Genomic DNA, 24,793 nt, shown 5'->3' on the forward strand with positions numbered 1-24,793 from the left:
TGCGGGACCCCATGAAGTGTTTCCGCAGTGGTGGACAGACCTGACCGGGGCCTCAACGCCCCAGCGCCGCCAGCTCCTTGGCCGCCTCCGTCAGGTCCTTCGCCGTGTCGATGGCCCGCCAGTACGAGCCCTGCGGAATCGGGAAGCCCGCCAGCTTCCGCTCACGGGCCAGATGCGGGAACGTCGTCCGCTCGTGGTCGCCCCGCTCCGGGAGCAGCCCGGCGAACTCGGGCGAGAAGACGTACACACCCGCGTTGATCTCGACGGTCGACTGCGGGGCCTCGATGAAGTCCGTGATGTGACCGAAGCCGTCCGTGCGCACGGCCCCCCACGGAATGCGCGGACGCGCCAGCGCGAGGGTCGCGACCGCGTCGCGCTCGGTGTGGAAGTCCGCCATGTCGCGCAGCGAGAAGCGGGTCCAGATGTCGCCGTTGGTGGCGTACCAGGACCGGTCCGGGTGGGGGAGACGGGCGGCCGCGTACTTCAGGCCGCCGCCGCGGCCGAGGGGCTCCGTCTCCACGACCGTGGTGACACGGACGGGCAGATCGGCCGTGTCCAGCCACTTCCGCAGGACCTCGGCGAGGTGGCCGCAGGACACCACCACGTCCGTCACGCCCTCCTCGGCGAGCCAGGACAGCTGGTGGCCGATGATCGGGGTGCCCGTGCCGGGGATCTCGACCATCGGCTTGGGCCGGTCGTCGGTGTACGGGCGCAGCCGGGAGCCCTGGCCGCCGGCCAGGATGACGGCTTGAGTGGGGCGCGACGCGGCATTCGGATCGGTCATGACCGAACTGTACGTGGCGCCCCGCTCGCGGCTTTCGGCCGAAACCGCTCCTCGGCCGGCCGTCATCGGCGCAGCGGCCGGCCGGGGCGGGTCGATGGTCCTGGCGGTCCGGCGGCTCGGCTGTCTGCGGTCAGCTGTGCGCCGTCAGGACGCCCGACGCGAAGGAGGTGTCGCAGACGGGGCGGGCGTACGACTGCGCGCGCGAGGCGCCGTACATGCGGACCGCGGCGCGGCCGAGGGTCCGGGCGATCGAGACGCAGTGCTTCGCCAGCGACGGGTGGCCGTTGACGGCCTGCTGGAGGTGGGTGAGGGCCACGCCCGGGTTCTGCTCCTGCAGTTCGGTCAGCAGCCGGTCGCGCAGGACTTCCTGGGGGGCGTGCGAGACCGTCCTGGAGGAGACGCCCGCCGAGGTGACGTCCGAGGCGGTGAGCACCGAGCTCGAGGGGGTCCCCGACCAGTTGACTCGGGTGACCGCGAGGGTCCCGGAGAGCACCAGGACGACGGGCAGGACGAAGGCGAGGGTGCGGCCGATGCGGCGGGCAGGGCCCCGGCGGCCGCCTCGCGTCTGTTGGGTGGTGGAGTGCTTCACGCGTGTGAGGGTAGCGCCCGGTGATGATTTGGCGACATTTAGTCACCGGTTCGGGGGATGAGGAAGTGCCCTTTCCTGGGTAAGGCGTTGACGCACACCACTCGAAATGCGCGCGTTTGCCGGGATGTCTGCCGACAGCGGAACGGGCCCCGCGGCAGTCCGCGGGGCCCGTTCCGTCACCCCGGGTGAATCACCGGGAGTTGTTCCGCTCAGGCGGCTCAGTCGGAGAGTCGCTCGCCCGTGGAGGTCGAGAACACATGGGTCTCGCCCGCACGCGGCACGACGTGCAGCTGAGTGCCCTTCTCCGGCACCTGACGCCCGTTGACGCGGACGACCAGGTCCTTGGTCTCGCCGCCGACCTCGGCGCTGCCGTACACGTATCCGTCGGCGCCGAGCTCCTCCACCACGTTGACGGAGACGGCGAGACCGGCCGGGGCGTCCTCGGAGTCCTTGGACAGGGAGGACGCGGCACCGCCGTCGAGCTCGACCACGTCGAAGTGCTCGGGCCGCACGCCGACCGTGACGGTGCGATCCCCCTTGTCGGACGCGGCCTTCAGGGCGTCGCGGTTGACCGGGACGACACTGTTGCCGAACTTCACGCCGCCGTCGGTGATCGGGACCTCGACCAGGTTCATCGCCGGCGAGCCGATGAAGCCCGCGACGAAGAGGTTGGCCGGGCGGTCGTACATGTTGCGCGGGGTGTCGATCTGCTGGAGCAGACCGTCCTTGAGCACGGCCACACGGTCGCCCATCGTCATGGCCTCGACCTGGTCGTGGGTGACGTAGACGGTGGTGATGCCGAGGCGGCGCTGGAGCGAGGCGATCTGCGTACGGGTGGACACACGCAGCTTGGCGTCCAGGTTGGACAGCGGCTCGTCCATGAGGAACACCTGCGGCTCACGCACGATGGCGCGCCCCATGGCGACGCGCTGACGCTGACCGCCGGACAGCGCCTTGGGCTTGCGGTCCAGGTACTCGGTCAGGTCGAGGATCTTGGCGGCCTCCTCGACCTTCTGCCGGATCTCCGCCTTGTTGACGCCGGCGATCTTGAGCGCGAAGCCCATGTTGTCGGCGACCGTCATGTGCGGGTAGAGCGCGTAGTTCTGGAACACCATGGCGATGTCCCGGTCCTTGGGCGGCAGGTGGGTGACGTCGCGGTCACCGATGCGGATGGTGCCGGCGTTGACGTCCTCGAGCCCCGCGAGCATCCGGAGCGAGGTGGACTTCCCGCAGCCCGACGGGCCGACCAGGACGAGGAACTCGCCGTCCTCGATCTCGATGTCGAGACCGTCGACGGCGGGCTTCGTGGAACCCGGGTAGACCCGGGTCGCCTTGTCGAACGTGACAGTGGCCATGGTGAATGGGCCCCCTTCTACCGGCAGGAACGTGCCGGACGATCCGTTGTAGGAAGGTGGTGGTGTAGTCCACGTGGGTGGACTGGGTCAGGACGGTACCCGGCAGGTCCGGGTCTGTCAGCACCTGGGGGACCATGAACTTCGGGGAAATATCCGACCGGGGGCACCCGGGACCTGGGTACACTGCACGGGCGCGCCAGCGCACGCCTCCTTAGCTCAGCTGGTCAGAGCACCGCTCTTGTAAAGCGAAGGTCGTCGGTTCGAATCCGACAGGGGGCTCCTTCCCTACCTGGGACAACGCCCCCGCGATCACGGATCACGGGGGCGTTGACGGCAGGTCTTGACGGCAGTCCCCTCTAACGGCGCCGCTTGAGTAGGCGGTCCATACGGCGAAGGCCACCCGCACCTCCCCGGTGCGGGTGGCCTTCGTCGTACGTGCCGGGGCTCAGCCCGTCCGCAGCACCGTCGCCAGCACCTTCCGCAGCGTCGCCTCCGGGTCCGGTACCGCGCCCGTCGACCGCCAGGCCACGAAGCCGTCCGGCCGTACCAGCACCGCGCCGTCGGCCGTCGTGCCGTGCAGCTCGGCCCAGTCCGTGCCCCGGGTGTCGTACGTCAGGTCCGCGTCGGCGCTCGGGCCGATGCGGTACGCGTCGAGGCGTACGCCGTCGCGCTCGGCGATGGCGCGGGCGGCGATGGCGCGGGCGGCGGAGTACCAGCCGGCGTCGTCCGGGGCGTCGGTGAGCAGGACCAGGGAGCGCTCGTACAGGTCGAGGGTGGAGAGGCGGGTGCCGGAGCGGCGCAGCCACAGGTGGGGGGCGCGGCTGCCGGGCTGTCCGTTCAGGCCCAGGCCGTCCGGTACCACCGGCTGCTCCGGGTCGGCGCCGACGACGGCGCCCTGGAGGTAGCGGTAGCCGAGGACGACGTTGAGGATGCCGCCGCGCTTGGCGCCGCCGACGCCGGGGGCGGGGGCGAAGCCGGGGTGGCTGTGTTCGACCGAGCGGGCCGAGGCGCGGGCGCTGGTGGCGACGGCCACCGGGCGGCGTTCGGTGTCGTAGGTCTCGAGCAGGTCGGGGGCGGCCCAGCCGTCGAGGACGGCGGCGAGTTTCCAGGCGAGGTTGTGGGCGTCCTGGATACCGGTGTTGGAGCCGAAGGCGCCGGTGGGGGACATCTCGTGGGCGGAGTCCCCGGCGAGGAAGACGCGGCCGGCGGCGTAGCGGTCGGCGACGCGTTCGGCGGCGCGCCAGGACGCCTTGCCGGTGACCTCGACGTCGAGGTCGGGGACGCCGACGGCGCGGCGGATGTGGCGGGCGAGGCGTTCCTCGGTGAACTCCTCCAGCGTCTCGCCGTTCTCCGGGTGCCAGGGGGCGTGGAAGACCCAGCGTTCCTCGTTGTCGACGGGCAGCAGTGCGCCGTCGGCCTCGGGGTCGGTGAGGTAGCAGCAGATGAAGCGCCGGTCGCCGACGGTCTCGGCGAGGAGCTTGGAGCGGAAGGTGGCGCTGACGTTGGCGAAGAGGTCGCCGGGGCCGGTCTGGCCGATGCCGAGGCGGCTCCGCACGGGACTGCGGGGGCCGTCGGCGGCGACGAGGTAGTCGGCGCGGACGGTGTAGCGCTCCTCCGTGGCCCGGTCGCGTACGACCGCTGTCACTCCTTCGGGGTCCTGCTCGAAGGTCTCCATCTCATGGGAGTAGCGCAGGTCGCCGCCGAGCCGGCGGGCGCCTTCGAGCAGGACGGGTTCGAGGTCGTTCTGGCTGCACAGGCACCAGGCGGTGGGGCTGAATCTGGCGAGGCCCCCGCCGGGGTCGATGTTCTTGAACAGCCACTCCCCGGCGTCCCCGACCAGGGTCGGGGTCTGCAGGATGCCGTGGTTGTCGGCGAGGAGCTCGGCGGCCGCCTTGATGTCCGGCTCGATGCCGGCCACCCGGAAGAGTTCCATCGTGCGGACGTTGTTGCCGCGTCCGCGTGGGTGGATCGAGGTTCCGGAGTGCCGCTCGACGAGCATGTGGCGCACACCGAGTCGGCCCAGGAAGAGAGACATGGACAGGCCCACCAGCGAGCCGCCCACGATGAGGACGGGGATCCGGTGGTCGGCTTTTTGATGCATCGAAGCCTCCAGAGGCGGGGGTGAGCGCGTGGGGCGCCTGTGAGTTTCCATGCCCGGCGGCGTCTGCCGGGACCGGCTCGGCGCGCCCAATCACCCTCGCGGGGGCCCAATCACCCGCGTGGTTCATACGAGTCGCGCACTCCTGGGGAGCGGCACAGGATCAAGGAACGCTGACGTCGCGTCATCCGCGGCCGGCGTCCGCCTTTGTCCCATGAAGGAGATGTACGCAGGATGACCACTACGTCTGAACGTGTTTCAGAAGCGCTGACGCAACAGGTGTCGAAGCGGGTCTCGCAGTCCGTGTTCGACGGGTCCCGGCTTCGGGTCGTGCTGCTGGTCGATGTCTACGACGGTGCCCAGCAGCAGTTCCTGGAGGCGTACGAGCAACTGTGCAACCAGGTGGCGTCGGTTCCCGGACATGTCAGCGATCAGCTGTGCCAGTCGATCGAGAATCCGTCCCAGTGGCTCATCACGAGCGAGTGGGAGAGCGCCCCGCCGTTCCTGGCCTGGGTGAACAGCGAGGAGCATGTGCGGATGGTGGAGCCGCTGCACAGCTGCGTGCGGGACACCAGGTCGCTGCGGTTCCACATCGTGCGCGAGACGGGCGGCGAGGCGGCGGCCGGTGCCAAGGGCGGCCGGCGGAGGCTCCAGGCCTCGCCGCGGATCGGGGACGGCGTGCTGCGGCACGCGCTGACGTTCACGGTCAAGCCGGGCAGCGAGCCGCAGGTCGCGAAGATCCTCGCGGACTACGCCTCGCCCGAGGCGCGCGTGGACGACACGACGCGGCTGTGCCGTACGTCGCTGTTCATGCACGGCAACCGGGTCGTGCGGGCCATCGAGGTGCGCGGCGACCTGCTGACGGCGCTGCGGCACGTGGCCCGGCAGCCGGAGGTGCGCGCGGTCGAGGAGGCCATCAACCCCTACCTGGAGCAGGAGCGGGACCTCAACGACCAGGAGTCGGCGCGGGTGTTCTTCACGCGGGCGGCGCTGCCCGCGGTGCACCACGTGACGGCGGACGAGCTGCCCGAGGGCGAGCGGCTCGCGTTGTACTACCCGGCCAGGGCCGGTCAGGGGATGCGGCTGGCCGAGCTGCTGGCCCAGCACGACGAGGCGGCCGCGGAGGACCCGAAGTGCCCGGTCCTGCGCAGCACGATCTTCCAGCGCGACGACGTCGTGGTGCGGCTGGTCGATGTGCGCGCCGGCCTCGGTGCCGATCCCGGTGTGCCGTACTCCGGGCCGGCGGACGAGCTGAAGCCCCTCCTGGACGCCGAGGCCGTCCGTATGGCCCTCATCACCGACCGCCGCTCGCCGGACGCCTGAGCCGGCGGCCACGACCCCACGCCGACGCAAGCCACCAGGAGGAACGTCGTGATCAAACCCCGTCCCAGAATCGTTGACCTCAGCGAGGTCGAGCCCAACGTCAGGCGCGGCGGCGATCTGCGCGCCATGCTCACCCCGGCCACGGTGGGTTCCACCAGCGGTTTCATGGGCGTGGCCCTGGTGCAGCCCGGTGACCGCATCGGTGAGCACTACCACCCGTACTCCGAGGAGTTCGTGTACGTCGTCTGCGGCGAGCTGGTGGTGGACCTGGACGGTGAGCCGCAGCCGCTGCGGCCCGAGCAGGGGCTGATGATCCCCGCCTATGTCCGCCACCGTTTCCGCAACGTCGGTGACACCGAGGCGCGGATCGTCTTCCACCTGGGTCCGCTCGCGCCGCGTCCGCAGCTGGGCCACGTCGACACGGAGGAGACGGACGTCATCGGTGCCGCGGCCGTCGCCACCGAGGCGGCGGACCGGGACGAGGTTCCGTCGTGACCCGGCGGGTGGCGGTCACCGGCATAGGCATCGTGGCCCCGGGCGGCATCGGGGCGCCGGCGTTCTGGGATCTGCTGGCGGGCGGTCGTACGGCGACGCGCGGCATCACCTTCTTCGACCCGTCGGGCCTGCGGTCGCGGATAGCCGCCGAGTGCGACTTCGATCCGGCGGCGTACGGGCTGGACGCGGAGCAGGTCGAACGGGCGGACCGATACATACAGTTCGCCCTGGTCGCCGGGGACGAGGCGGTCCGGGACTCCGGCCTCGACCTCGCCCGGGAGGATCCCTGGCGGGTCGGGGTGTCCCTGGGCACCGCGGTCGGCGGCACCACCCGCCTGGAGCACGACTACGTACTGGTCAGCCACCGCGGGCAGCGCTGGGACGTGGACCACCGGGAGGCGGAGCCGCAGCTGCACCGGGCGTTCTCGCCGAGCACGCTCGCCTCGGCGGTGGCGGAGCGGTTCGGGGCGTGCGGGCCGGTGCAGACCGTCTCCACGGGCTGCACCTCCGGGCTCGACGCGGTCGGGTACGCCTTCCACACCGTCGAGGAGGGCCGGGCCGACGTCTGCATAGCCGGCGCGTCGGACTCGCCGATCTCCCCGATCACCATGGCCTGTTTCGACGCGATCAAGGCGACGTCCCCGAACAACGACGATCCGGCGCACGCCTCCCGGCCCTTCGACAACAACCGTGACGGGTTCGTCATGGGCGAGGGCGGCGCGGTGCTCGTCCTGGAGGAGCTGGAGCACGCGCGGGCCCGCGGCGCCCACGTGTACTGCGAGCTCAGCGGCTATGCGACGTATGGCAACGCCTACCACATGACCGGTCTGACCAGTGAGGGCCTGGAGATGGCGCGGGCGATCGAGTACGCCCTCGACCACGCCCGGCTCGACGGTTCGGCCATCGACTACGTCAACGCGCACGGCTCGGGCACCCGGCAGAACGACCGCCATGAGACGGCCGCAGTGAAGCGGGCCCTGGGGCAGCACGCGTACGAGACGCCCATGAGCTCCATCAAGTCGATGGTGGGGCACTCCCTCGGGGCGATCGGGGCCATCGAGGTGGTGGCCTGCGTGCTGGCTCTGGCCCATCAGGTGGTGCCGCCGACCGCGAACTACGAGACCCCCGACCCCGAGTGCGATCTGGACTACGTCCCGCGTGTGGCCCGTGAGCGCAAGCTGAACAGCGTGCTCTCGGTGGGCAGCGGGTTCGGCGGCTTCCAGTCCGCAGTGATCCTGACCCGTCCCAGGGAATAGGGAGAGGCACGATGAGCGCAGCACCCCACGAACGGCGCGCGGCCGTCACCGGTATCGGTGTGGTCGCACCCAACGGAACCAGCATCGACACCTTCTGGAAGGCCACTCAGGAGGGGCTCAGCGTCCTCGACCGGATCACCCGTGAGGGCTGTGAGCACCTGCCGCTCAAGGTGGCCGGAGAGGTCCGGGCCTTCGACCCGGCGGCGGCGGTCGAGGAGCGCTACCTCGTGCAGACCGACCGGTTCACGCACTACGCGATGACCGCGGCCGACCTCGCGCTGGACGACGCCGGTCTCGGGCAGGCCGACGCCGAGGCTGCGCCGTTCTCCATCGGTGTGGTCACTGCGGCCGGTTCCGGCGGAGGCGAGTTCGGCCAGCGGGAGCTGCAGCGACTGTGGGGCAAGGGAAGCCGGTTCGTCGGCCCGTACCAGTCCATCGCCTGGTTCTACGCCGCCTCCACCGGACAGATCTCCATCCGCCGTGGCCTGAAGGGCCCCTGCTCGGTCGTCGCGGCCGACGAGGCGGGCGGGCTGGACGCCCTCGCGCATGCGGCGCGGGCGGTGCACCGCGGCACCGATGTGATCGTGGCCGGTTCGACGGAGGCACCGCTGGCGCCGTACTCGATGGTCTGTCAGCTCGGCTACGAGGAGCTGAGCCGCGAGACGGACCCGGCCCGCGCCTACCGCCCGTTCACGGAGTCGGCCTGCGGTTTCGTGCCGGCCGAGGGCGGCGCCATGCTCGTCGTGGAGGCGCAGGCGGCGGCCCGTGAGCGCGGTGCGCAGGTGCGGGCGCTCGTCGCGGGGCACGCGGCGACGTTCACCGGTGCCTCCCGCTGGGAGGCGTCCCGGACGGGGCTCGCGCGGGCGATCCAGGGCGCGCTGGCGGAGGCCGGCTGCGCACCGGAGGAGGTCGACGTCGTCTTCGCCGACGCCCTCGGTGTGCCGGAGGCGGACCGGGCCGAGGCGCTGGCGATCGCCGACGCCCTGGGCGCGCACGCCCGGCGGGTGCCGGTCACGGCGCCGAAGACCGGTATCGGCCGGGGCTACTGCGCGGCGCCCGTGCTGGACACCGCGGCGGCGGTGCTCGCGATGGAGCACGGCCTGATCCCACCCACCCCCAACGTGTTCGACATCTGCCACGACCTCGACCTCGTGACCGGTCGCGCCCGCGCCGCCGAGGCGCGTACCGCGCTGGTCCTCAGCCGGGGACTCATGGGGTCGAACTCGGCGCTCGTGCTGCGGCGCGGCGCGGCGTAGCGAACGAGCCGGAACCGAGCACCGGAACCGGAGCAAAGGAGAGCAAGCGCATGAGTGAACAGATCAGCGTGGAAGAGCTGGCCGGGCTCATGAAGAAGGCCGCCGGGGTCACCGTCGCCCCCGCGGAGCTGGAGCAGCAGGCCGAGGTCGGCTTCGAGGCCCTCGGCATCGACTCGCTCGGCCTGCTCGGCATCGTGGGCGAGCTGGAGAACCGGCACAGCACGCCGATGCCCCCCGACGCGGAGCGCTGCAAGACGCCCCGGCAGTTCCTCGACCTCGTCAACAGCACCCTCATGGCAGGAGCCTGATCATGGCAGGACACACCCAGAACGAGATCACCATCGCCGCTCCCCTGGACCTGGTCTGGGAGATGACCAACGACCTGGAGAAGTGGCCGGAGCTGTTCTCCGAGTACGCCTCCTGCGAGGTCATCTCGCGGGAGGGCAAGAAGACGAAGTTCCGGCTGACGATGTTCCCGGACGAGAACGGCACCGTGTGGAGCTGGGTCTCGGAGCGCGAGCCGGACCGCGAGAAGCTCACCGTCAAGGCGCGCCGCGTCGAGACGGGGCCGTTCGACCACATGGACATCCACTGGCGGTACGAGGAGGTCCCGGCCGGCACCCGCATGGTGTGGACGCAGGACTTCGCGATGAAGCCGGACGCGCCGGTCGACGACGCGTGGATGACCGACAACATCAACCGGAACTCCAAGGTCCAGATGGCCCTGATCCGGGACAAGATCGAGAAGGCTGCCGCCGCCGGTCACCGGCCCGCGGCCGCGCTGGCCGACTGAGCGGGACGGAGGAGTTCATCCGATGCACCAGGCCCTGATCGTCGCCCGTATGGCCCCCGGCTCGGCCCCGGACATCGCCAGGATCTTCGAGGAGTCGGACCGCGGAGAGCTGCCGCACCTCGTCGGGGTCGTCCGGCGCAGCCTCTTCCAGTTCGGCGATGTGTACATGCACCTCGTCGAGTCCGAGCGCGAGCCCGGCCCCGCGATCGCCAAGGTCACCGACCACCCGGAGTTCCGGGGCATCAGCGAACGGCTGTCGGCGTACGTCAGCGCGTACGACCCGGAGACCTGGCGTTCCCCGAAGGACGCCATGGCGCGGCGCTTCTACCTCTGGGAGCGCGACTGAACCGTCCGCTCACCGCACATGCCACCGGTCGCCGATCCCGCACTGCGGGCCCGGCGACCGGTGGCATGCGGCGGGTGAGCCGGTGTCACCCGGGGACGTGGCAGTCGAACGCGTGCAGATAGGGGTTGACCGGGCTGATGTCGTCGACGACCAGGCCCGCGCCGGTCAGCCGGCTCACCATGCTGTCGGTGGTGTGCTTCGCGCCGCCCACGTTGAGCAGCAGCAGCAGGTCCATGGCGGTGCTGAACCGCATCGAGGGCGTGTCGTCGACGAGGTTCTCGATGACCACGATCCGGGCGCCCGGACCGCCCGCGTCGATGACGTTGTGCAGCAGCCTCGCGGTGGACTCGTCGTCCCACTCGAGGATGTTCTTGATGACGTAGACGTCCGCCTCGATCGGGACCGAGGCGCGGACGTCGCCGGGCACGATGCGGGTGCGGTCGGCGAGGTCGCCGCCCTCGCGCAGCCGCGGCACGGCGTTCTCGACCACGCGCGGCAGGTCGAGCAGACTGCCCCGCATCGCCGGGTACTTGTCGAGCAGGCAGGCCACCACGTGCCCCTGGCCGCCGCCGATGTCGGCGACCGACTTGCTGCCGGACAGGTCCAGCAGCTTGGCCACGTCCCGCGCCGACTGCTCGCTGGAGGTGGTCATCGCGCGGTTGAAGACGTCGGCCGACTCGGGGGCGTCCTCGTTGAGGTACTGGAAGAACTCCTTGCCGTACAGGTCCTGTACGACGTTGCGGCCGGTGCGCACGGCCTCGTCCAGCCGGGGCCAGGCGTCCCAGGTCCACGGCTCGGTGCACCACATCGAGATGTCGCGCAGGCTGTGGGGGTCGTCCTTGCGCAGCAGCCGGGACATGTCGGTGTGTGTGAACGCCCCGTCGGGCCGCTCGGCGAACACGCCGTAGCAGGACAGGGCCCGCAGCAGCCGGCGCAGCGGCTTGGGCTCGGTCTTCACCGCGGCCGCGAGGTCCTCCACGGCCATGGGCCCGTCGCCGAGGGCGTCGGCGACTCCCAGCCGGGCGGATGCTCGGACTGCGGCGGCACATGCCGCGCCGAACACAAGCTCGCGCAGCCGCATGGACGGCGGTGGGGATGGGGGTCCCCCCTGCTCGAGCGGAGCCGAGAGCTTGGGAGAGGGTGCGGTAGTCATGTGCCGCCTTCCTTCCTTGGTTGTCAGCACATCCCCGCGGGCCGGGAGGTCCGGCAGGTGTTGCGCGTGAACGTGTTGCGGCTCTTGGCGGTCTCGGTGTTGACGAGGTCCGCCGGGCCGTTGCTCTGCAGGACGTTGCCGCTGATCCGGTTCCGCTCGCTGGTGGTGTGGACCATGCTCTTGAACAGCACGATGCCGCCCGACATCGGTGACTTGCCCGCGTTGTTGGTGACGAGGTTGCGGGTGACCAAGGTGTCCTCGGTGCCGGTCAGGACGATGCCGGAGCCCTGGATGGCGGGCAGCCGGTCGGTCTTCGGGCAGTACTTGTTGTTCCGGTCGAGGCGGTTGTCGCGCACGGTGAGGGCGCCGGCCTTCGGCTTGTTCTCGTCGCCCACGACGAACACGCCCGCGCAGTTGCGGGCGAGGTAGTTGTCGCGCACGGTGAGGTTGCGCAGGCGCCGGACGGTCACACCGATCCGGTTGCCCTCGAGCCGGTTGCCCGCGATCAGCGTGCCCTTGGTGTCCTGGGCGCCGGCCTCTTCCTTGACGGTGTTGGCGAGGAACAGGCCCGCGTCGCCGTTGCCGTGGGCGTAGTTGTTGCGGAACACGCCGCGCACGGAGCGCTCCTGGGCGATGCCCCACACCTTGTTGTCGACGGCGTTCACGTGCCGCACGGTCATCCCGTCGGTGCCCATGCCGAACACACCGGCCCGGGCGAAGCCGGTCACGGTCATGTCGGTGACGGTGACGCCCGTGATGTCGCGGGTCTTCTTCCCGATGACACAGATGCCGTAGCCGCCCTCGGAACAGCTGTCGCCGGCCTTCTTGGGGCCCGGCTTGATGACGGTGTACGGGCCGGAGCCGCGCAGGGTCAGCCCGCGCGTGGTCACCTTGACGCTCCCGTAGTAGATGCCGGGGGCCACGAGGACGGTGTCTCCGGGCCGGGCGGCGTTCACCGCCTTCTGGATCGACTCCCCGGGCCGGACCAGGTGGGTCGAGTGGGCGGCGACCGGCGGAGCGGCCCCGAGTCCCGCTCCGAGGACCGCCGCGGTGCACGCGAGGTACGCGATATGGCATTTCTTCATATCTGAACGCTATGACCCGAAGGGTCCCGGACCGCGCGGATGGGCCGTTCGGCGGCGTGTCCCGCCGCCCCGTTGCCGCGTTCCTGTGAAGCGGCCGGCTCGGCAGGCACCTCGATCGCGTTCCCGACCATACTGACCGGTGTGAACCGGGTCATCGGAGAGCGGCGTGGGCTCAGGGCGGCGGCGGAGTACGTCCGCAGCGCGCCGGGGACGTACGTCTGGCTGCTGATCCTGTTCGTCACCACCGTCGCCCTGCACCGCATGTCGCCTGGGTTCGAGAAGGAGTTCCTGCGGCAGCGGTCGACCAATATCCGCGAGCTGTCGAAGAACCCCGTGCGGGTGCTGATCACCAGCGCGATGTGGATCGACAGCGGGCGCTGGCTGCCGTACGCCGGCCTGTACACCGCCTTCCACGCCCAGGCCGAACGCTGGCTCGGCACCCTGCGCTGGCTCACGGTGTGTGCGGCCGCGCATGTGCTGGCCACGCTGCTCAGCGAGCTCATGCTGCTGATGGCGATCCGGGACGGGGTGGCTCCGTACTCGGCGGTCAACACCCTCGACATCGGCGTGAGTTACGCGCTGGCGGGTGTCATCGGGGTGCTCACCTACCGGATCGCGGCACCCTGGCGGTACGTGTATCTGTTCGTGGTGCTCGTGCTGTTCGGGGTGCCGCTCACCACCGGACCCACGTTCACCGACTTCGGGCACTTCGTCTCCGTATGGATCGGACTCGCCTGCCGTCCGCTCGTCACGGGCCGTGGAAAAGCATGGAATCCGAAGGAGACACTGGCCGCGCTCAGGGGCTAACGTCCGCGCATGAGCAGCTCGGTGAGCACGGCCGTCAACGGCGGCATCTCCTTCTGGTACGCGGACGACGGCCTTCCGGCGGTGCGAGAGCCCCTCACCGGTGACGCCTCGGCCGACGTCGTGATCGTCGGCGGCGGATTCACGGGACTGTGGACCGCGTACTACCTGAAGAAGGCCGCCCCCTTCCTCCGGATCACCGTCCTGGAGCAGAAGTTCTGCGGCTACGGCGCCTCCGGGCGCAACGGCGGCTGGCTGTACAACGGCATCGCGGGCCGCGACCGGTACGCCGCGCTGCACGGCCACGACGCCGCCGTACGCCTGCAACAGGCCATGAACGACACCGTCGACGAGGTCGTCGCGGCCGCCGAGGCGGCGGGCATCGACGCCGACGTCCACCGGGGCGGCGTCCTGGAAGTCGCCACCACGCCCGCCCAACTCGCCCGGCTGAGGGCCTTCCACGCGCACGAGCTGACGTACGGCGAGAAGGACCGCGAGCTGTACGGCGCCCGCGAGACCGCCGAGCGCATTCGCGTCGCCGGCGCGGTCGGCTCGTCCTGGACCCCGCACGGGGCGCGGCTGCACCCGGTGAAGCTGGTGAAGGGCCTCGCCGCGGCCGTGGAGGCGCTCGGCGTCACCGTCCACGAATCGACACCGGTGACGGAGATACGCCCCAAGCACGCCGTCACGCCCTACGGCACCGTCCGCGCCCCCTATGTCCTGCGCTGCACCGAGGGCTTCACGGCGTCGCTCAAGGGCCAGAGACGGACCTGGCTGCCCATGAACTCCTCGATGATCGCCACCGAGCCGCTCACCGACGAGCAGTGGGCGGCGATCGGCTGGGACGGCCGGGAGGCCCTGGGCGACATGGCGCACGCCTACATGTACGCCCAGCGCACCGCCGACGGCCGGATCGCGCTCGGCGGGCGCGGCGTCCCGTACCGCTTCGGCTCGCGGACGGACAACGACGGCCGCACCCAGGAGGCGACCGTCGAGGCCCTGCGCGAGATCCTCGTCCGCTTCTTCCCGGCCCTGGCCGCCGTGCGCGTCGCCCACGCCTGGTCCGGGGTGCTCGGGGTGCCGCGCGACTGGTGCGCGACCGTCACGCTCGACCGCTCGACGGGCCTCGGCTGGGCGGGCGGCTACGTCGGCTCGGGCGTCGCCACCGCCAACCTCGCCGCCCGCACCCTGCGCGACCTGGTCCAGATCGACTCCGGCCAGGGTGGGCCCACCGACCTGACGAACCTGCCGTGGGTGGGGCACAAGGTACGCAAGTGGGAGCCGGAGCCGCTGCGTTGGTTCGGCGTCCACGGCCTGTACGCCACCTACCGCGGCGCGGACCGGCGGGAACGGCTCCGGCCGAGCGCCGAGTCGTCGCGACTGGCCCGGTTCGCCGACCGGGTGGCGGGCCGTCACTGACGTCAACTGGCGTGTTTTTACACGCTTATTGCCGTCTTACGTCTCTCCTGTCACGGCCTTCTCCCTCAAGGCTGGGTGCCAGCGTGTGTCATGAACGCCTCGGCTCTTAGGGGAGGGCACTTGATGGCAGCCAACGGCTGGCACAGAAGACGCATACGGACATGGGCGGTTCTCGCCACCACCGCCGCGCTGGGACTGACGGTCACCCAGGCCCAGGCGGCGTCGTCCGGTGGCAAGGACCCCTTCGGGGTACGCACACTCCGGCACCAGGCCCTTCTGCATCAGCAGCAGAAGGGCCTGTCGTCTTTCGCGGAGACGGACGGCGACGAGGGCGACAACGAGGGCGAGGAGATAGCCGAGCAGGCCGACCAGTACGCCGAGGCGCGGACCTCGCCGGGGATCGTGGCGCCCGGCGCCTACGGGGCCGCGTACGACCAACTGGCCGACTTGCCGCACAGCAAGGGCAGCTGGCGCGATCTGACCCGGCTCCCCTACGACTCCGACGACCCCCGCTACCGGGACGTCAACTCCAACTCCAGCGGCGGCGCGGGCCGGGTCACCGGCCGGGTGACCGGACTCGCCGCCGACCGGCACGGCTATGTGTACGCCGGTTCGGCCAACGGCGGTGTCTTCCGCTCGCGCACCGGCGGCGGCCACTGGGCGAACATCTCCGACGGGCTGCCCGCCCTGTCCACCGGCGACCTCCAGCTCGACGGGCACGGCAGGCTCTGGTACGCCACGGGCGAGGCCAACACCAGCGCGACCTCCTTCCTCGGTACCGGCGTGTACGTCCTGGCCGACCCGCGCCACGGCAGCTTCGGCCGGCGGGACCGGGTCGGCGGCGACGAGCTGGAGTCGACCTCGATCAACGCGCTGCGCTTCGCCGGCGACAAGGTGTGGGCGGCGACCACCGAGGGCGTGTGGAGCCACTCGACGAAGACCCTGAAGGGCGCCTGGAAGCTGGAGTTCGCGCCCAACCCCGACTATCTGCCGGGCGGTTCGAAGGCGGGCGACCCGTCGGCCCCGTACAAGAACATCACCAGCGACATCGCCGTCGACCCGAAGGACCCGGGCAAGGTCGTCCTGGCGGTCGGCTGGCGCGGCGGCGACACCTACAACGGCTTCTACGCCAAGGGCAGTCACGGCTGGGAGCGGCTGACCGGCCTCGGCGACCTGCCGAGCAACAGCGAGGACGTCGGCAACGTCACCTTCGCGCACAGCGCCGACGGGTCCCGCTACTACGCGATCGACCAGTCGCCGGAGCAGACCGCGGAGAACCCGGACAGCGGCCTCGAGGGCATCTTCGTCTCCAAGTCCGGCTCACCGACCGGTCCGTGGACGAAGATCGCCGACTACACGCAGCTGCGGGACTCGGGTTCGGCGCTCACCGGCGACGGCTACCAGCCGGGCATCCAGTCCTGGTACGACCAGTTCCTCACCGTCGACCCGAAGAACCCCGACCACGTGTACGCCGGTCTGGAGGAGGTCTTCGAGACCAAGGACGGCGGCAAGAACTGGTCCGTGCCCGGCCCGTACTGGAACTTCGGCTTCCCGTGCTGGTCGATCGACCCGAGCAGGCAGTCCGGCGCCTGCCCCGGCACCGTCCACGCCGACCAGCACACGGTCGCCGTCGGCAGTGACGGCGGTGCGCCGTACGTGCTCGTCGGCGACGACGGCGGTGTCTTCCGGCGCCCGCTCGACGGCAACGCGAACGCGGACGGTCACGCCACCGACTGGACGTCCCTGAACGACGGCACGATGGACGCCCTGCAGTACTACTCGGTCGGCGTCGGCACCGACGGCCGCGGACTCGCCGTCACCGGCGGACTCCAGGACAACGGCCAGTCCGTGCTGCGCCCCGGCGACCGCGTGATGGGCTCCGACTTCGGCGGCGACGGCGGCGACACGATCACCGACCCGGACAACGGCTGCAACACCGCGCAGGAGTACGTGTACCTCGCGGTGTCGGTCACGCAGAACTGCGCCGTGAACGACGGAAGCTGGATGACCGACCCGTCGAAGGCGACGTCGTTCTCCGTCGCGCCGCCCGACAACGCGACCGCCGAGGCCCGCTTCATCGCCCCGCTGAACTCCGACGTCAAGGACAAGAACACCTGGGTCGCGGGCGGCCGGCACGTGTGGATCAACACCAAGGGCTGGGCGATCCGCAGCGGCAAGGAGTGGTCCGAGGCGTACGACCTGGGCGCGGGACGTACGGCGACGGCGGTCGTCTCCTCCGGCGGCCGGGTGTACGCCGCCTGGTGCGGCCCCTGCAACAACCAGGGCTTCGCGCGCGGCATCGCGGTCGGCAACGCCGACGGCACCGGCTGGCACCAGCTGAACCTGCCGGCCGACGGCACGGTCCCCAACCGCTACCTGTCCGGCTTCGCCGTCGACCCGGCCGACTCCGACCACGTCCTGCTCGCCGTCAACGGCTTCTCCCGGAAGTGGACGGAGGGCCCGGGCGCGGGCGTCGGCCACCTGTTCGAGACGAGGGACGGCGGCGCGACCTGGAAGGACGTCTCCGGGAACCTGCCCGACGTACCGGCGAACTCGGTCGCCCTGCTGAAGAACGGCACCGTCGCCCTGGGCACCGACCTCGGTGTGCTGATCCGCACCCCGAAGTCGGCCGGCTGGCAGGTCGCCGGGGACAACCTGCCGACCACGGCCGTCCTGCAGCTCCGGACCGGTCCTGACGGGCGGCTGTACGCGGCCACCCACGGCCGGGGCATCTGGGCGATCGACGCACGACGGCTGGGCTGACGCGGCCGAGGGGAGGGGCCCGCGGTCCGCGCGGCCCCTCCCCGGTCCCGCTCCGCGGAGGAGGTCTCAGGCCGTCGGCGGCCCGAGACCTCCTCCGCCCGCCGGCACCGGCGCCGCCTCCTGGGCCGGTGCGCCGTGCTTCGGGGGCTTCTGCGTGACCATGAGGGCCGCCGACAGGGACGCCAGGACCATGGAGCCGGCCGCCCACCAGATGGCCACCGTGTAGCCGTGGACGATGCCTTCCGGGACCACGGTCGCCTTCTGGGCGGGGCTGTGGAGGTGGGCGGCGATGTACGCGGTGCCGCTGCTGGTCGCGATCGTGTTGAGCAGCGCCGTACCGATCGAGCCGCCCACCTGCTGCGAGGTGTTGACGGTCGCCGAGGTGACGCCGGAGTCCTGCGGGGCGACGCCCGCGGTGGCCGTGGCGAAGATCGGCATGAAGGTCAGTCCCATGCCGAGGCCCACCAGGATCAGGGCGGGCAGGATGGCGGTGGCGTACGACGAGTCCACCGTCAGGTGGGTCAGGATCACCATGCCGGTCGCCGCGCTGAGCATGCCCGGGGCCATGAGCAGGCGCGGGGGGACGCGTCGGAGCAGCCGGGCCGATATCTGGGTCGAGCCGGTGACGATCGCCGCGGTGAGGGGAAGGAAGGCGAGCCCCGTCCGCACCGGCGAGTAGCCGAGCACGACCTGGAAGTAGTAGGTCATGAACAGGAACAGCCCGAAGATGCCGATGACGCCGAAGACCATGGTCAGGAAGCAGCCGGCGCGGTTGCGGTCCCTGACGATGCGCAGCGGCAGCAGGGGCAACGGGGCCCTGGCCTGCCACCGCGCGAACGCGGCGAGCAGCAGCACGCCCCCCGCGAGCAGGCCGATCACCAACGGGTCGGTCCAGCCGCGCGGCTGCGCCTCGCTGAAGCCGTAGACGATCCCGACCAGCCCGCCGCAGCCCAGCAGCACCCCGGGTACGTCGAGACGCGCGCCGGGGCGTCCGGGCCGGTCGCGGAGCAGGGTGAACGCGCCGAACACCGCGACGGCCGCGATGGGGACGTTGACGTACAGGCACCAGCGCCAGCTCAGGTACTCGGTGAGCAGACCGCCGACGATGAGCCCGATCGCCGACCCGCTGGCCGCGAGGGCACCGTAGACGCCGAAGGCCTTCCCACGCTCCTTCGGATCGGTGAACGTCGTGGTGACCAGGCTGAGCGCGGAGGGCGCGAGCACGGCGGCGAAGGCGCCCTGCAGCGCGCGGGCGCCGAAGAGCATGGCCGGGGTGGTGGCGCCGCCGCCGATCGCGGAGGCGGCCGCGAAGCCCGCGAGCCCGATGACGAAGGTGCGTTTTCGGCCCACCAGGTCGGCGACGCGGCCACCGAGCAGGAGCAGCCCGCCGAAGGCGAGCGTGTAGGCGGTGATCACCCACTGCCGGTTGCCGTCGGACATGCCGAGGTCGCGCTGGGCGGAGGGGAGCGCGATGTTCACGATCGTCGCGTCCAGGACCACCATCAGCTGTGCGAGAGCGATGACCACGAGGCCCCACCAGCGGTGGGGGTCGACCGGTGCGGCTCGCTCACCTCGCTCGGCCGGGCCGGTGCGGCTGCTTCGGTCGCTTCGGTCGCTTCGGCCGGAGGATTCACCTTTCCGGGTGACGCTCATCCGGTCAGAACACCATGATTCGGGAGGCGTCGCATCCCGGACGGTGCCGCTCCTGATCACGCCGTCCCGGGATTGTCAGTGGCGGGGTCCAGCATGGGGGGATGGCGACGAAAGCGACGAGAGGCAGGGGGCCGCGAGGTGCGCGGCGTCCCGCGGTGCGGTTGCCCCATCTGGAGCCGTACGGCGGTGCGGAGGTGGAGCCGGACGGTGACTACGACGGGCTGGAGTTCCGCGGGACGGACCTCACCGGCCAGGACGGTGCGGGCGCCCGCTTCATGGACTGCGCGCTGACGGACTGCGCCCTGGACACCACGCGCCTGCGTCACGCGCGCGTCCTCGACACGGTCCTCACCGGCGTACGGGGCGTCGGCACCGACCTCGCCGATTCCACCCTGCGCGACGTCGAGCTGACCGACGCCCGCCTGGGCGGCACGCAGCTGCCCAGTGCCGTGCTGGAGCGGGTGCTGGTCCGGGGCGGCAAGATCGACTACCTCAACCTCCGCAAGGCGAAGCTCAAGGACGTCGTCTTCGAAGGCTGCGTCCTCGTCGAGCCGGACTTCGCGGGCGCCCGCCTGGAGCGGGTCGAGTTCGTGGACTGCGCGCTGAAGGGGGCGGACTTCGGCGCGGCGACGCTCACGGACGTGGACCTGCGAGGTGCGGCGCCGCTCGAGATCGCGCGGGGCGTGGAGCGGCTGGCGGGCTCGGTGATCAGCTCGGGGCAACTCGTCGATCTCGCACCGGTGCTGGCGGCGCAGCTCGGGATCCGGGTGGAGGCGTGACGGGCCGGGGCCGAGCGCCCCGGTCTACGGCAGCCGCGGAAAGCGGGCCTGCAGCGCCCAGATCGCCGGGTTCTCCGCCAGGCCCTCGTGCATGTCGGTCAGGTCGGCGATCACGTCGTGCAGGAAGTCCCGTGCCTCGCGGCGCAGCTCGGCGTGAGAGAAGCTGAGCGGGGCCTCCTCGGCCGGCATCCAGTCGGCCTCGACGTCCACCCAGCCGAAGCGGCGCTCGAAGAGCATGCGGTCGGTCGACTCGGTGAAGTCCAGCTCCGCCCGCTGCGGACGGGAGGCACGCGAGCCGGCCGGGTCCTGGTCCAGCTGCTCCACGATGTCGCACAGCGCCCACGCGAAGTCGAGCACCGGCACCCATCCCCAGGCTGTGGACAGTTCCCGGTCGGTCTTGGTGTCCGCGAGGTAGACGTCCCCGCAGAACAGGTCGTGGCGCAGGGTGCGGACGTCCGCACGCCGGTAGTCGGTCTGCGGGGGGTCCGGGAAGCGGTTGGAGAGGGCATAGCCGATGTCGAGCACGTACGAGATGGTGTCACGCCCCTGAGCGAGCCGGTGCCGGCGCACTCGCGCGCCCTAGCATGGCCGACATGTCCAGACCCGTGCGCCGTGTCCCGGCCGCCGCCCTCTGCGCGCTGGCTCTCACGGCGTGCGTCTCGGGCGTCCACGGCACCCCGGGCGGCGCCGAGGGCGTGCACGACCCGTACTTCCCCAAGGCCGGCAACGGCGGCTACGACGTCACCCACTACGCCCTCACGCTGTCCTACGACCCCGGCAGCCACCACCTCACCGGCAACGCGGTGATCACCGCCCGCGCCACCCAGGACCTGTCCGCCTTCGACCTCGACCTCAAGGGCCTGCACGTCGACGAGGTCACCGTCGCCGGCAAGCGCGCCCGCTTCAACCGCACCGGCCAGGAGCTGACCGTCCGCCCGCGCGACGACCTGCACCGGGGCAAGACGTTCCGCACCGAGGTGCGCTACGCGGGCAGCCCGGAGACGATCACCGACCCCGACGGCTCCAAGGAGGGCTGGCTGCGCACGGCGGACGGCGCGCTGGCCCTCGGTCAGCCCGTCGGCTCGATGGCCTGGTTCCCGGGTGATCACCAACCCGCGGACAAGGCGTCGTACGACATCGCCGTGACCGTGCCGAGGGGCCTCCAGGTCGTGTCCAACGGGGAGTTGAGGAGCGAGAGCACCGCGCGCGGTCGGACGACCTTCCGCTGGCGCACGGCCGAACCGATGGCGAGCTTTGTCGCCACGGTCGCCATCGGCCGCTACGACATCACCCGCACGACGATCGCCGGCCACCTGCCCGAGTACACGGCCGTCGACCCGGCGCGGCGCAGGGCGAGCGAGCAGGTCCTGGCGAAGATCCCCGAGATCACGCGGTGGGGGGAGCGCACCTTCGGTCCCTACCCCTTCTCCTCCACCGGCGCCGTCGTCGACCGCGCCGACGACCTGGGCTACGCCGCCCTCGAGACCCAGAACCGCCCCGTCTTCCCCGGCGCCCCCGACACCGGGACCCTCGTGCACGAGCTCGCCCACGAGTGGTACGGCGACTCCGTCACCCCGAAGAGCTGGCAAGACGTGTGGCTCAGCGAGGGCTTCGCGACGTACGCGGAATGGCTGTGGCAGGAGGACCACGGCGGCCGCACCGCGCAGGCGACGTTCGACGCGCTCTACGACCACGGCGAGCGGACCTACGCGGACCTGTGGTCCTTCCCGCCCGCCGAGCCGAGCGACGCGGCGCACCTCTTCGAGGACCCCGTCTACCAGCGCGGCGCCATGGTCCTGCACAAGATCCGCCAGAAGGTCGGCGAGGACACCTTCCGCGCCATCGTCCGCGGCTGGGCCGCGGACCACCGCCACGGCGTCGCGGACACGGCCGACTTCACGGCGTACGTGGAGAAGAAGGCCCCGGACAAGAACTTCGACGCCATCTGGTCCGAGTGGCTCTACGGCGAGGGCAGGCCGGACCGCCCCTGACGGGCGATCCGGCCTGCGCGGTCGTGAACTCGGGGTGCTGCCCGGTCAGTTGACGTTGACGGCCGCCCAGGCCGCCGCCACCGCGTTGTACTGCGGGCTGCCCGCGCCGTACAGGTCGCTCGCCGCCTGCAGGGTCCCGGTGCGCGCGCTCGCGTAGTCGGTGGACGAGGTGAAGTACGTGCTCAGGGCCTTGTACCAGATCTGGTAGGCCGCGGTCCGGCCGATGCCGGTGACCGTGGAGCCGTTGGACGTCGGGGAGTTGTAGGAGACCCCGTTGATCGTCTTCGCACCGCTGCCCTCGGACAGCAGGTAGAAGAAGTGGTTGGCGACGCCCGACGAGTAGTGCACGTCGAGACGGCCGACGTTGCGCGACCAGGAGTCGGCGGAGTTGCCGTCCTTGCTCGGCTGGTCCATGTAGCGCAGCGGCTTGCCGGTGCCGAAGATGTCGATCTTCTCGCCGATGAGGTAGTCACCGGGATCCGAGGCGTTGTTCGCGAAGAACTCCACCGACGTGCCGAAGATGTCGGAGGTGGCCTCGTTCAGGCCGCCGGACTCGCGGCTGTACTTCAGCCCGGCCGTGGCCGCGGTCAGACCGTGGCTCATCTCGTGGCCGGCCACGTCGAGGGCGGTCAGCGGCTTCACGTTGCCGTCGCCGTCGCCGTACGTCATGCAGAAGCAGCTGTCGTTCCAGAAGGCGTTGACGTACGCGTTGCCGTAGTGGACGCGGGAGTAGGCGGCCTTGCCGTCGCCCGCGATGCCGTTGCGGTTGAACGCGGACTTGTAGAAGTCCCAGGTGACGGCCGCGCCGTAGGCGGCGTCGACCGCGGCGGTCTGGCGGTTGGCCGGGGTGCCGTCGCCCCAGGCGTCGTCGGCGTCGTGGAAGAGGGTGCCGGTGCCGGTGGTGCCGCCGTTCAGGTCGTACGTCTTGTGGCCGCCCCGGCCGCCGTCGATCAGGTCGAAGCCGCCGGTGCCGGACGGCGTCGTCCCGAGGGTGACGGTGCCGCTGTACTCGCTGGTGCCCGTGCCGGTGTCGATGGCCTCGTAGGAGTAGAGCTTCTTGCCGGTGGTGGCGTCGGTGATGACGTGCAGCTCGCTCGGGGTGCCGTCCTTCTGCACGCCCTTGACGACGGACTCGTAGGCGAGGACGGGCTTGGCGCCGGCGGCCCAGACGACCTTGCGGGCGGCGGAGACGCCGGCCTTCGCGGAGTCGGCGGAGGCGAGGGCGGTCTTTCGGGCGGAGGCAGCGGAGACGGCGGCGTCGGTGGACGCCACGGATATCCGGGCCTTGGTCGCCTTGGTCACGCCCTTGAGCGCGCCGCTCTTCGCCACGTGCGTGACCAGGTCGCCGCCGAGGACGGGCAGTCCGGCGTACGTCCGCTCGTAGCGGGTGTGCACGGTGCCGTCCGCGTCCTTCACGACGTCCCGGGCGACCAGCTTCTCCTGCGCGCCGAGCCCGAGCTTCTCGGCGGTCGAACCGGCCGAGCTCTGGGCCGACTTGATGGCGGCGGTACGGGCGGACGCGCTGAGCGGGGCGGCCATGGCGCCGGGTGTGTGCTCGGGGGCGGCGGTGGCGGGACCGTTCTGGAGCGCCAGGACGACCATCGCCGCCGATCCGACGAGAGCTGCGGCACGTACGGCGGTCTTGCGGGCCTGCTGTCTCACTCGATCTCCTTCGGACTGTCCTCATGGCTGAGGCACAGATCGGGCCAAGGGGGTGCACAGAGTTGCGGCGGGCCAGAAGAGAGTGCCATCCGAACCGGTCTGTTTGACAGACCACCTTCAAGAATTTACGTGTTCGTATCCGGAAGCCGTGGCTGAGGATCCGCAATCCGGACGCCCCGGCAGCGTCAACAGCCGCCGAAACCGGGCATGTTGAAATCCAGGTCACGCGTCCTGGGCGCCCGAATCGGGATCGAGCACGGCGACCCGGGCCGTCCGCGGCGGCTAGCGCAGTACCTTGCGCAACACGGCGCAGGGGCGGCCGTGTCGGCGGTCCCTGCGGTGGTCGACGACCGCGTAGCCGAGGGCGGTCCAGAAGGCGAGGCCCTTGCTGTTGTCCTCGAGGACGGCGAGGCGTACGGCGGTCCGGCCCGCGGCGCGCAGCCGCTCCTCGACCGCCTCGGCGATCCGCCGCCCGTACCCCTGCCGCTGCACGGCCGCGTCCACCATCAGCAACCCGATCCACGGATCCGGATCGGCCGGATCGGGATGCCGCGCGAGGGTGACGACCACTCCGACCAGTTGCCCCGCACTGCGCGCCAGCAGCACCTCCGCGCCCGGCTGCGCAAGCTCGTCGGCCAACGCCACCGCCACCTGATCCGGCCGCACGTCGTCCGGGTCCGGGAAGTCGCCGCCGAGGGCGTGGAACTCGCGGTGGGAGGCGTAGAGGGCGGTGAGTTCGGTGAGGAGGGGGGCGGGGATGTCCCGGCCGGGGGCGAGGGGCTCAAGGATCACGGGACGCAGGTTAGTTGGGCGGCCGTCGGCGCGCCCGATTTTTGTACGGGGTGCGCGGGACGCGCCGAGCCCCCGGCCGCGGCCCGTCACGGCAGGGGGTTGTGAGCTGTTGATGCGTGACGGCACACAAGGGTGTTCTGGTGTGCATGAGCGAGTGCACGGGCCGGGGTGTGCATCTCGCGCGGTGGGGAACGGGAGTTTGTCTGTCGAATGGGTGACGTTTTCGGGTGGTGGTCGTTGGGTGTGGTGGTGGGTTTCTTCGCCCGGGAGGGCGATCGGGGTGGGCGGGCTGCGGGAGTTGGCGGCGCCGTTCGTGGTGCCCGGCCCCGCCGGTGTCGCGGTCCGTGACCGGCTCAAATGCCTGAGCCCGGGGGACGAGATGGTGCTGCGGCTGGTC

21 protein-coding genes, 1 tRNA gene and 1 pseudogene are annotated in these 24,793 nt (G+C 71.1%); 13 read left to right on the forward strand and 10 right to left on the reverse strand.

What is annotated here, in order from left to right:
* Positions 1–52: 52 nt before the first annotated feature.
* The 3 genes from ABZ910_RS29150 to ugpC all read right to left on the reverse strand — a co-directional run bounded on the left by ABZ910_RS29150 (position 53) and on the right by ugpC (position 2,728).
* Positions 53–784: a nucleotidyltransferase family protein gene (locus tag ABZ910_RS29150; protein WP_361370529.1), complete on the reverse strand. Its 732-nt coding sequence runs from the start codon at positions 782–784 to the stop codon at positions 53–55.
* Positions 785–914: 130 nt separating this feature from the next.
* Complete coding sequence (locus tag ABZ910_RS29155; protein ID WP_361370532.1) at positions 915–1,373, reverse strand: hypothetical protein; 459 nt, start codon at positions 1,371–1,373, stop codon at positions 915–917.
* Positions 1,374–1,591: 218 nt separating this feature from the next.
* Positions 1,592–2,728: a sn-glycerol-3-phosphate ABC transporter ATP-binding protein UgpC gene (gene ugpC, locus ABZ910_RS29160; RefSeq protein ID WP_361370535.1), complete on the reverse strand. Its 1,137-nt coding sequence runs from the start codon at positions 2,726–2,728 to the stop codon at positions 1,592–1,594.
* Between the two features lie 205 nt (positions 2,729–2,933).
* On the opposite strand from ugpC, the gene ABZ910_RS29165 reads away from it, so the two are divergent.
* A tRNA-Thr gene (locus ABZ910_RS29165) sits at positions 2,934–3,007 on the forward strand.
* Between the two features lie 166 nt (positions 3,008–3,173).
* Here ABZ910_RS29165 and ABZ910_RS29170 read toward each other — a convergent pair.
* Positions 3,174–4,829, reverse strand: coding sequence for an FAD-dependent monooxygenase (locus tag ABZ910_RS29170; RefSeq protein ID WP_361370538.1), 1,656 nt, complete (start codon positions 4,827–4,829; stop codon positions 3,174–3,176).
* Between the two features lie 231 nt (positions 4,830–5,060).
* Here ABZ910_RS29170 and ABZ910_RS29175 point away from each other — a divergent pair, with 231 nt between their 5' ends.
* Genes ABZ910_RS29175 through ABZ910_RS29205 form a run of 7 tightly spaced genes read left to right on the forward strand, consistent with a single transcriptional unit; the run spans position 5,061 to position 10,295 of the window.
* Positions 5,061–6,149, forward strand: a complete 1,089-nt coding sequence (locus tag ABZ910_RS29175) for a SchA/CurD-like domain-containing protein (protein WP_361370541.1) — start codon at positions 5,061–5,063, stop codon at positions 6,147–6,149.
* A 48-nt stretch (positions 6,150–6,197) separates the two neighbouring features.
* Positions 6,198–6,644: a cupin domain-containing protein gene (locus ABZ910_RS29180; RefSeq protein WP_361370544.1), complete on the forward strand. Its 447-nt coding sequence runs from the start codon at positions 6,198–6,200 to the stop codon at positions 6,642–6,644.
* A complete protein-coding gene (locus ABZ910_RS29185; RefSeq protein ID WP_361370547.1) occupies positions 6,641–7,900 on the forward strand; it encodes a beta-ketoacyl-[acyl-carrier-protein] synthase family protein in 1,260 nt (419 codons plus the stop codon). Before ABZ910_RS29180 ends, ABZ910_RS29185 begins: the two co-directional genes overlap by 4 nt.
* Before the next feature lie 11 nt (positions 7,901–7,911).
* Positions 7,912–9,156 carry a ketosynthase chain-length factor gene (locus tag ABZ910_RS29190; RefSeq protein ID WP_361370551.1) on the forward strand — a complete coding sequence of 415 codons (1,245 nt, stop codon included), beginning with the start codon at positions 7,912–7,914 and terminating at the stop codon, positions 9,154–9,156.
* Between the two features lie 50 nt (positions 9,157–9,206).
* Positions 9,207–9,464, forward strand: coding sequence for an acyl carrier protein (locus ABZ910_RS29195; RefSeq protein WP_361370554.1), 258 nt, complete (start codon positions 9,207–9,209; stop codon positions 9,462–9,464).
* Positions 9,465–9,466: 2 nt separating this feature from the next.
* Positions 9,467–9,949 (forward strand): SRPBCC family protein, encoded by a 483-nt coding sequence (locus tag ABZ910_RS29200; protein ID WP_361370557.1) that lies wholly within the window; start codon positions 9,467–9,469, stop codon positions 9,947–9,949.
* A 22-nt stretch (positions 9,950–9,971) separates the two neighbouring features.
* Entirely contained in the window at positions 9,972–10,295 is a 324-nt protein-coding gene (locus ABZ910_RS29205; RefSeq protein ID WP_361370560.1) for a TcmI family type II polyketide cyclase, read from the forward strand.
* Positions 10,296–10,380: 85 nt separating this feature from the next.
* On the opposite strand, the gene ABZ910_RS29210 is transcribed toward ABZ910_RS29205, so the two are convergent.
* Both ABZ910_RS29210 and ABZ910_RS29215 read right to left on the reverse strand, forming a co-directional pair.
* Positions 10,381–11,376 carry a methyltransferase gene (locus ABZ910_RS29210; protein WP_361370590.1) on the reverse strand — a complete coding sequence of 332 codons (996 nt, stop codon included), beginning with the start codon at positions 11,374–11,376 and terminating at the stop codon, positions 10,381–10,383.
* Between the two features lie 95 nt (positions 11,377–11,471).
* Entirely contained in the window at positions 11,472–12,533 is a 1,062-nt protein-coding gene (locus tag ABZ910_RS29215; RefSeq protein ID WP_361370563.1) for a right-handed parallel beta-helix repeat-containing protein, read from the reverse strand.
* Between the two features lie 141 nt (positions 12,534–12,674).
* On the opposite strand from ABZ910_RS29215, the gene ABZ910_RS29220 reads away from it, so the two are divergent.
* The 3 genes from ABZ910_RS29220 to ABZ910_RS29230 all read left to right on the forward strand — a co-directional run bounded on the left by ABZ910_RS29220 (position 12,675) and on the right by ABZ910_RS29230 (position 17,519).
* Positions 12,675–13,340 (forward strand): rhomboid-like protein, encoded by a 666-nt coding sequence (locus ABZ910_RS29220; protein ID WP_361370566.1) that lies wholly within the window; start codon positions 12,675–12,677, stop codon positions 13,338–13,340.
* A 9-nt stretch (positions 13,341–13,349) separates the two neighbouring features.
* Entirely contained in the window at positions 13,350–14,756 is a 1,407-nt protein-coding gene (locus ABZ910_RS29225; protein WP_361370568.1) for an FAD-binding oxidoreductase, read from the forward strand.
* A 123-nt stretch (positions 14,757–14,879) separates the two neighbouring features.
* Entirely contained in the window at positions 14,880–17,519 is a 2,640-nt protein-coding gene (locus tag ABZ910_RS29230; protein ID WP_361370570.1) for a glycosyl hydrolase, read from the forward strand.
* 66 nt (positions 17,520–17,585) lie between these two features.
* Here the strand turns inward: ABZ910_RS29230 and ABZ910_RS29235 are convergent, their stop codons facing one another.
* A complete protein-coding gene (locus ABZ910_RS29235) occupies positions 17,586–19,172 on the reverse strand; it encodes an MFS transporter (RefSeq protein ID WP_361370573.1) in 1,587 nt (528 codons plus the stop codon).
* A 101-nt stretch (positions 19,173–19,273) separates the two neighbouring features.
* Between ABZ910_RS29235 and ABZ910_RS29240 the strand changes: the two genes are divergently transcribed.
* Entirely contained in the window at positions 19,274–19,951 is a 678-nt protein-coding gene (locus tag ABZ910_RS29240; RefSeq protein ID WP_361370576.1) for a pentapeptide repeat-containing protein, read from the forward strand.
* 24 nt (positions 19,952–19,975) lie between these two features.
* Here the strand turns inward: ABZ910_RS29240 and ABZ910_RS29245 are convergent, their stop codons facing one another.
* Positions 19,976–20,476, reverse strand: coding sequence for a hypothetical protein (locus tag ABZ910_RS29245; protein ID WP_361370593.1), 501 nt, complete (start codon positions 20,474–20,476; stop codon positions 19,976–19,978).
* A gap of 68 nt (positions 20,477–20,544) precedes the next feature.
* Here ABZ910_RS29245 and ABZ910_RS29250 point away from each other — a divergent pair, with 68 nt between their 5' ends.
* A complete protein-coding gene (locus tag ABZ910_RS29250; protein WP_361370579.1) occupies positions 20,545–21,942 on the forward strand; it encodes a M1 family metallopeptidase in 1,398 nt (465 codons plus the stop codon).
* 45 nt (positions 21,943–21,987) lie between these two features.
* Here ABZ910_RS29250 and ABZ910_RS29255 read toward each other — a convergent pair whose 3' ends face one another.
* Both ABZ910_RS29255 and ABZ910_RS29260 read right to left on the reverse strand, forming a co-directional pair.
* Positions 21,988–23,544 carry a M4 family metallopeptidase gene (locus ABZ910_RS29255; RefSeq protein WP_361370595.1) on the reverse strand — a complete coding sequence of 519 codons (1,557 nt, stop codon included), beginning with the start codon at positions 23,542–23,544 and terminating at the stop codon, positions 21,988–21,990.
* Positions 23,545–23,889: 345 nt separating this feature from the next.
* Positions 23,890–24,396, reverse strand: a pseudogene (locus ABZ910_RS29260) (GNAT family N-acetyltransferase); the annotation flags it as partial.
* Positions 24,397–24,793 lie beyond the last annotated feature (397 nt).

The organism is Streptomyces sp. NPDC046805, assembly GCF_040645355.1.
Taxonomy (GTDB): domain Bacteria; phylum Actinomycetota; class Actinomycetes; order Streptomycetales; family Streptomycetaceae; genus Streptomyces.

Excerpts from the sequence above, each read along its gene's own strand:
- ugpC (WP_361370535.1), bottom strand. The coding sequence starts at position 2,728 with ATGGCCACTGTCACGTTCGACAAGGCGACCCGGGTCTACCCGGGTTCC.
- ABZ910_RS29195 (WP_361370554.1), top strand. The coding sequence starts at position 9,207 with ATGAGTGAACAGATCAGCGTGGAAGAGCTGGCCGGGCTCATGAAGAAG.
- ABZ910_RS29190 (WP_361370551.1), top strand. The coding sequence starts at position 7,912 with ATGAGCGCAGCACCCCACGAACGGCGCGCGGCCGTCACCGGTATCGGT.
- ABZ910_RS29230 (WP_361370570.1), top strand. The coding sequence starts at position 14,880 with ATGGCAGCCAACGGCTGGCACAGAAGACGCATACGGACATGGGCGGTT.
- ABZ910_RS29200 (WP_361370557.1), top strand. The coding sequence starts at position 9,467 with ATGGCAGGACACACCCAGAACGAGATCACCATCGCCGCTCCCCTGGAC.
- ABZ910_RS29255 (WP_361370595.1), bottom strand. The coding sequence starts at position 23,544 with ATGGTCGTCCTGGCGCTCCAGAACGGTCCCGCCACCGCCGCCCCCGAG.
- ABZ910_RS29210 (WP_361370590.1), bottom strand. The coding sequence starts at position 11,376 with ATGCGGCTGCGCGAGCTTGTGTTCGGCGCGGCATGTGCCGCCGCAGTC.
- ABZ910_RS29150 (WP_361370529.1), bottom strand. The coding sequence starts at position 784 with ATGACCGATCCGAATGCCGCGTCGCGCCCCACTCAAGCCGTCATCCTG.
- ABZ910_RS29215 (WP_361370563.1), bottom strand. The coding sequence starts at position 12,533 with ATGAAGAAATGCCATATCGCGTACCTCGCGTGCACCGCGGCGGTCCTC.
- ABZ910_RS29235 (WP_361370573.1), bottom strand. The coding sequence starts at position 19,172 with ATGAGCGTCACCCGGAAAGGTGAATCCTCCGGCCGAAGCGACCGAAGC.
- ABZ910_RS29205 (WP_361370560.1), top strand. The coding sequence starts at position 9,972 with ATGCACCAGGCCCTGATCGTCGCCCGTATGGCCCCCGGCTCGGCCCCG.
- ABZ910_RS29240 (WP_361370576.1), top strand. The coding sequence starts at position 19,274 with ATGGCGACGAAAGCGACGAGAGGCAGGGGGCCGCGAGGTGCGCGGCGT.
- ABZ910_RS29250 (WP_361370579.1), top strand. The coding sequence starts at position 20,545 with ATGTCCAGACCCGTGCGCCGTGTCCCGGCCGCCGCCCTCTGCGCGCTG.
- ABZ910_RS29225 (WP_361370568.1), top strand. The coding sequence starts at position 13,350 with ATGAGCAGCTCGGTGAGCACGGCCGTCAACGGCGGCATCTCCTTCTGG.
- ABZ910_RS29170 (WP_361370538.1), bottom strand. The coding sequence starts at position 4,829 with ATGCATCAAAAAGCCGACCACCGGATCCCCGTCCTCATCGTGGGCGGC.
- ABZ910_RS29175 (WP_361370541.1), top strand. The coding sequence starts at position 5,061 with ATGACCACTACGTCTGAACGTGTTTCAGAAGCGCTGACGCAACAGGTG.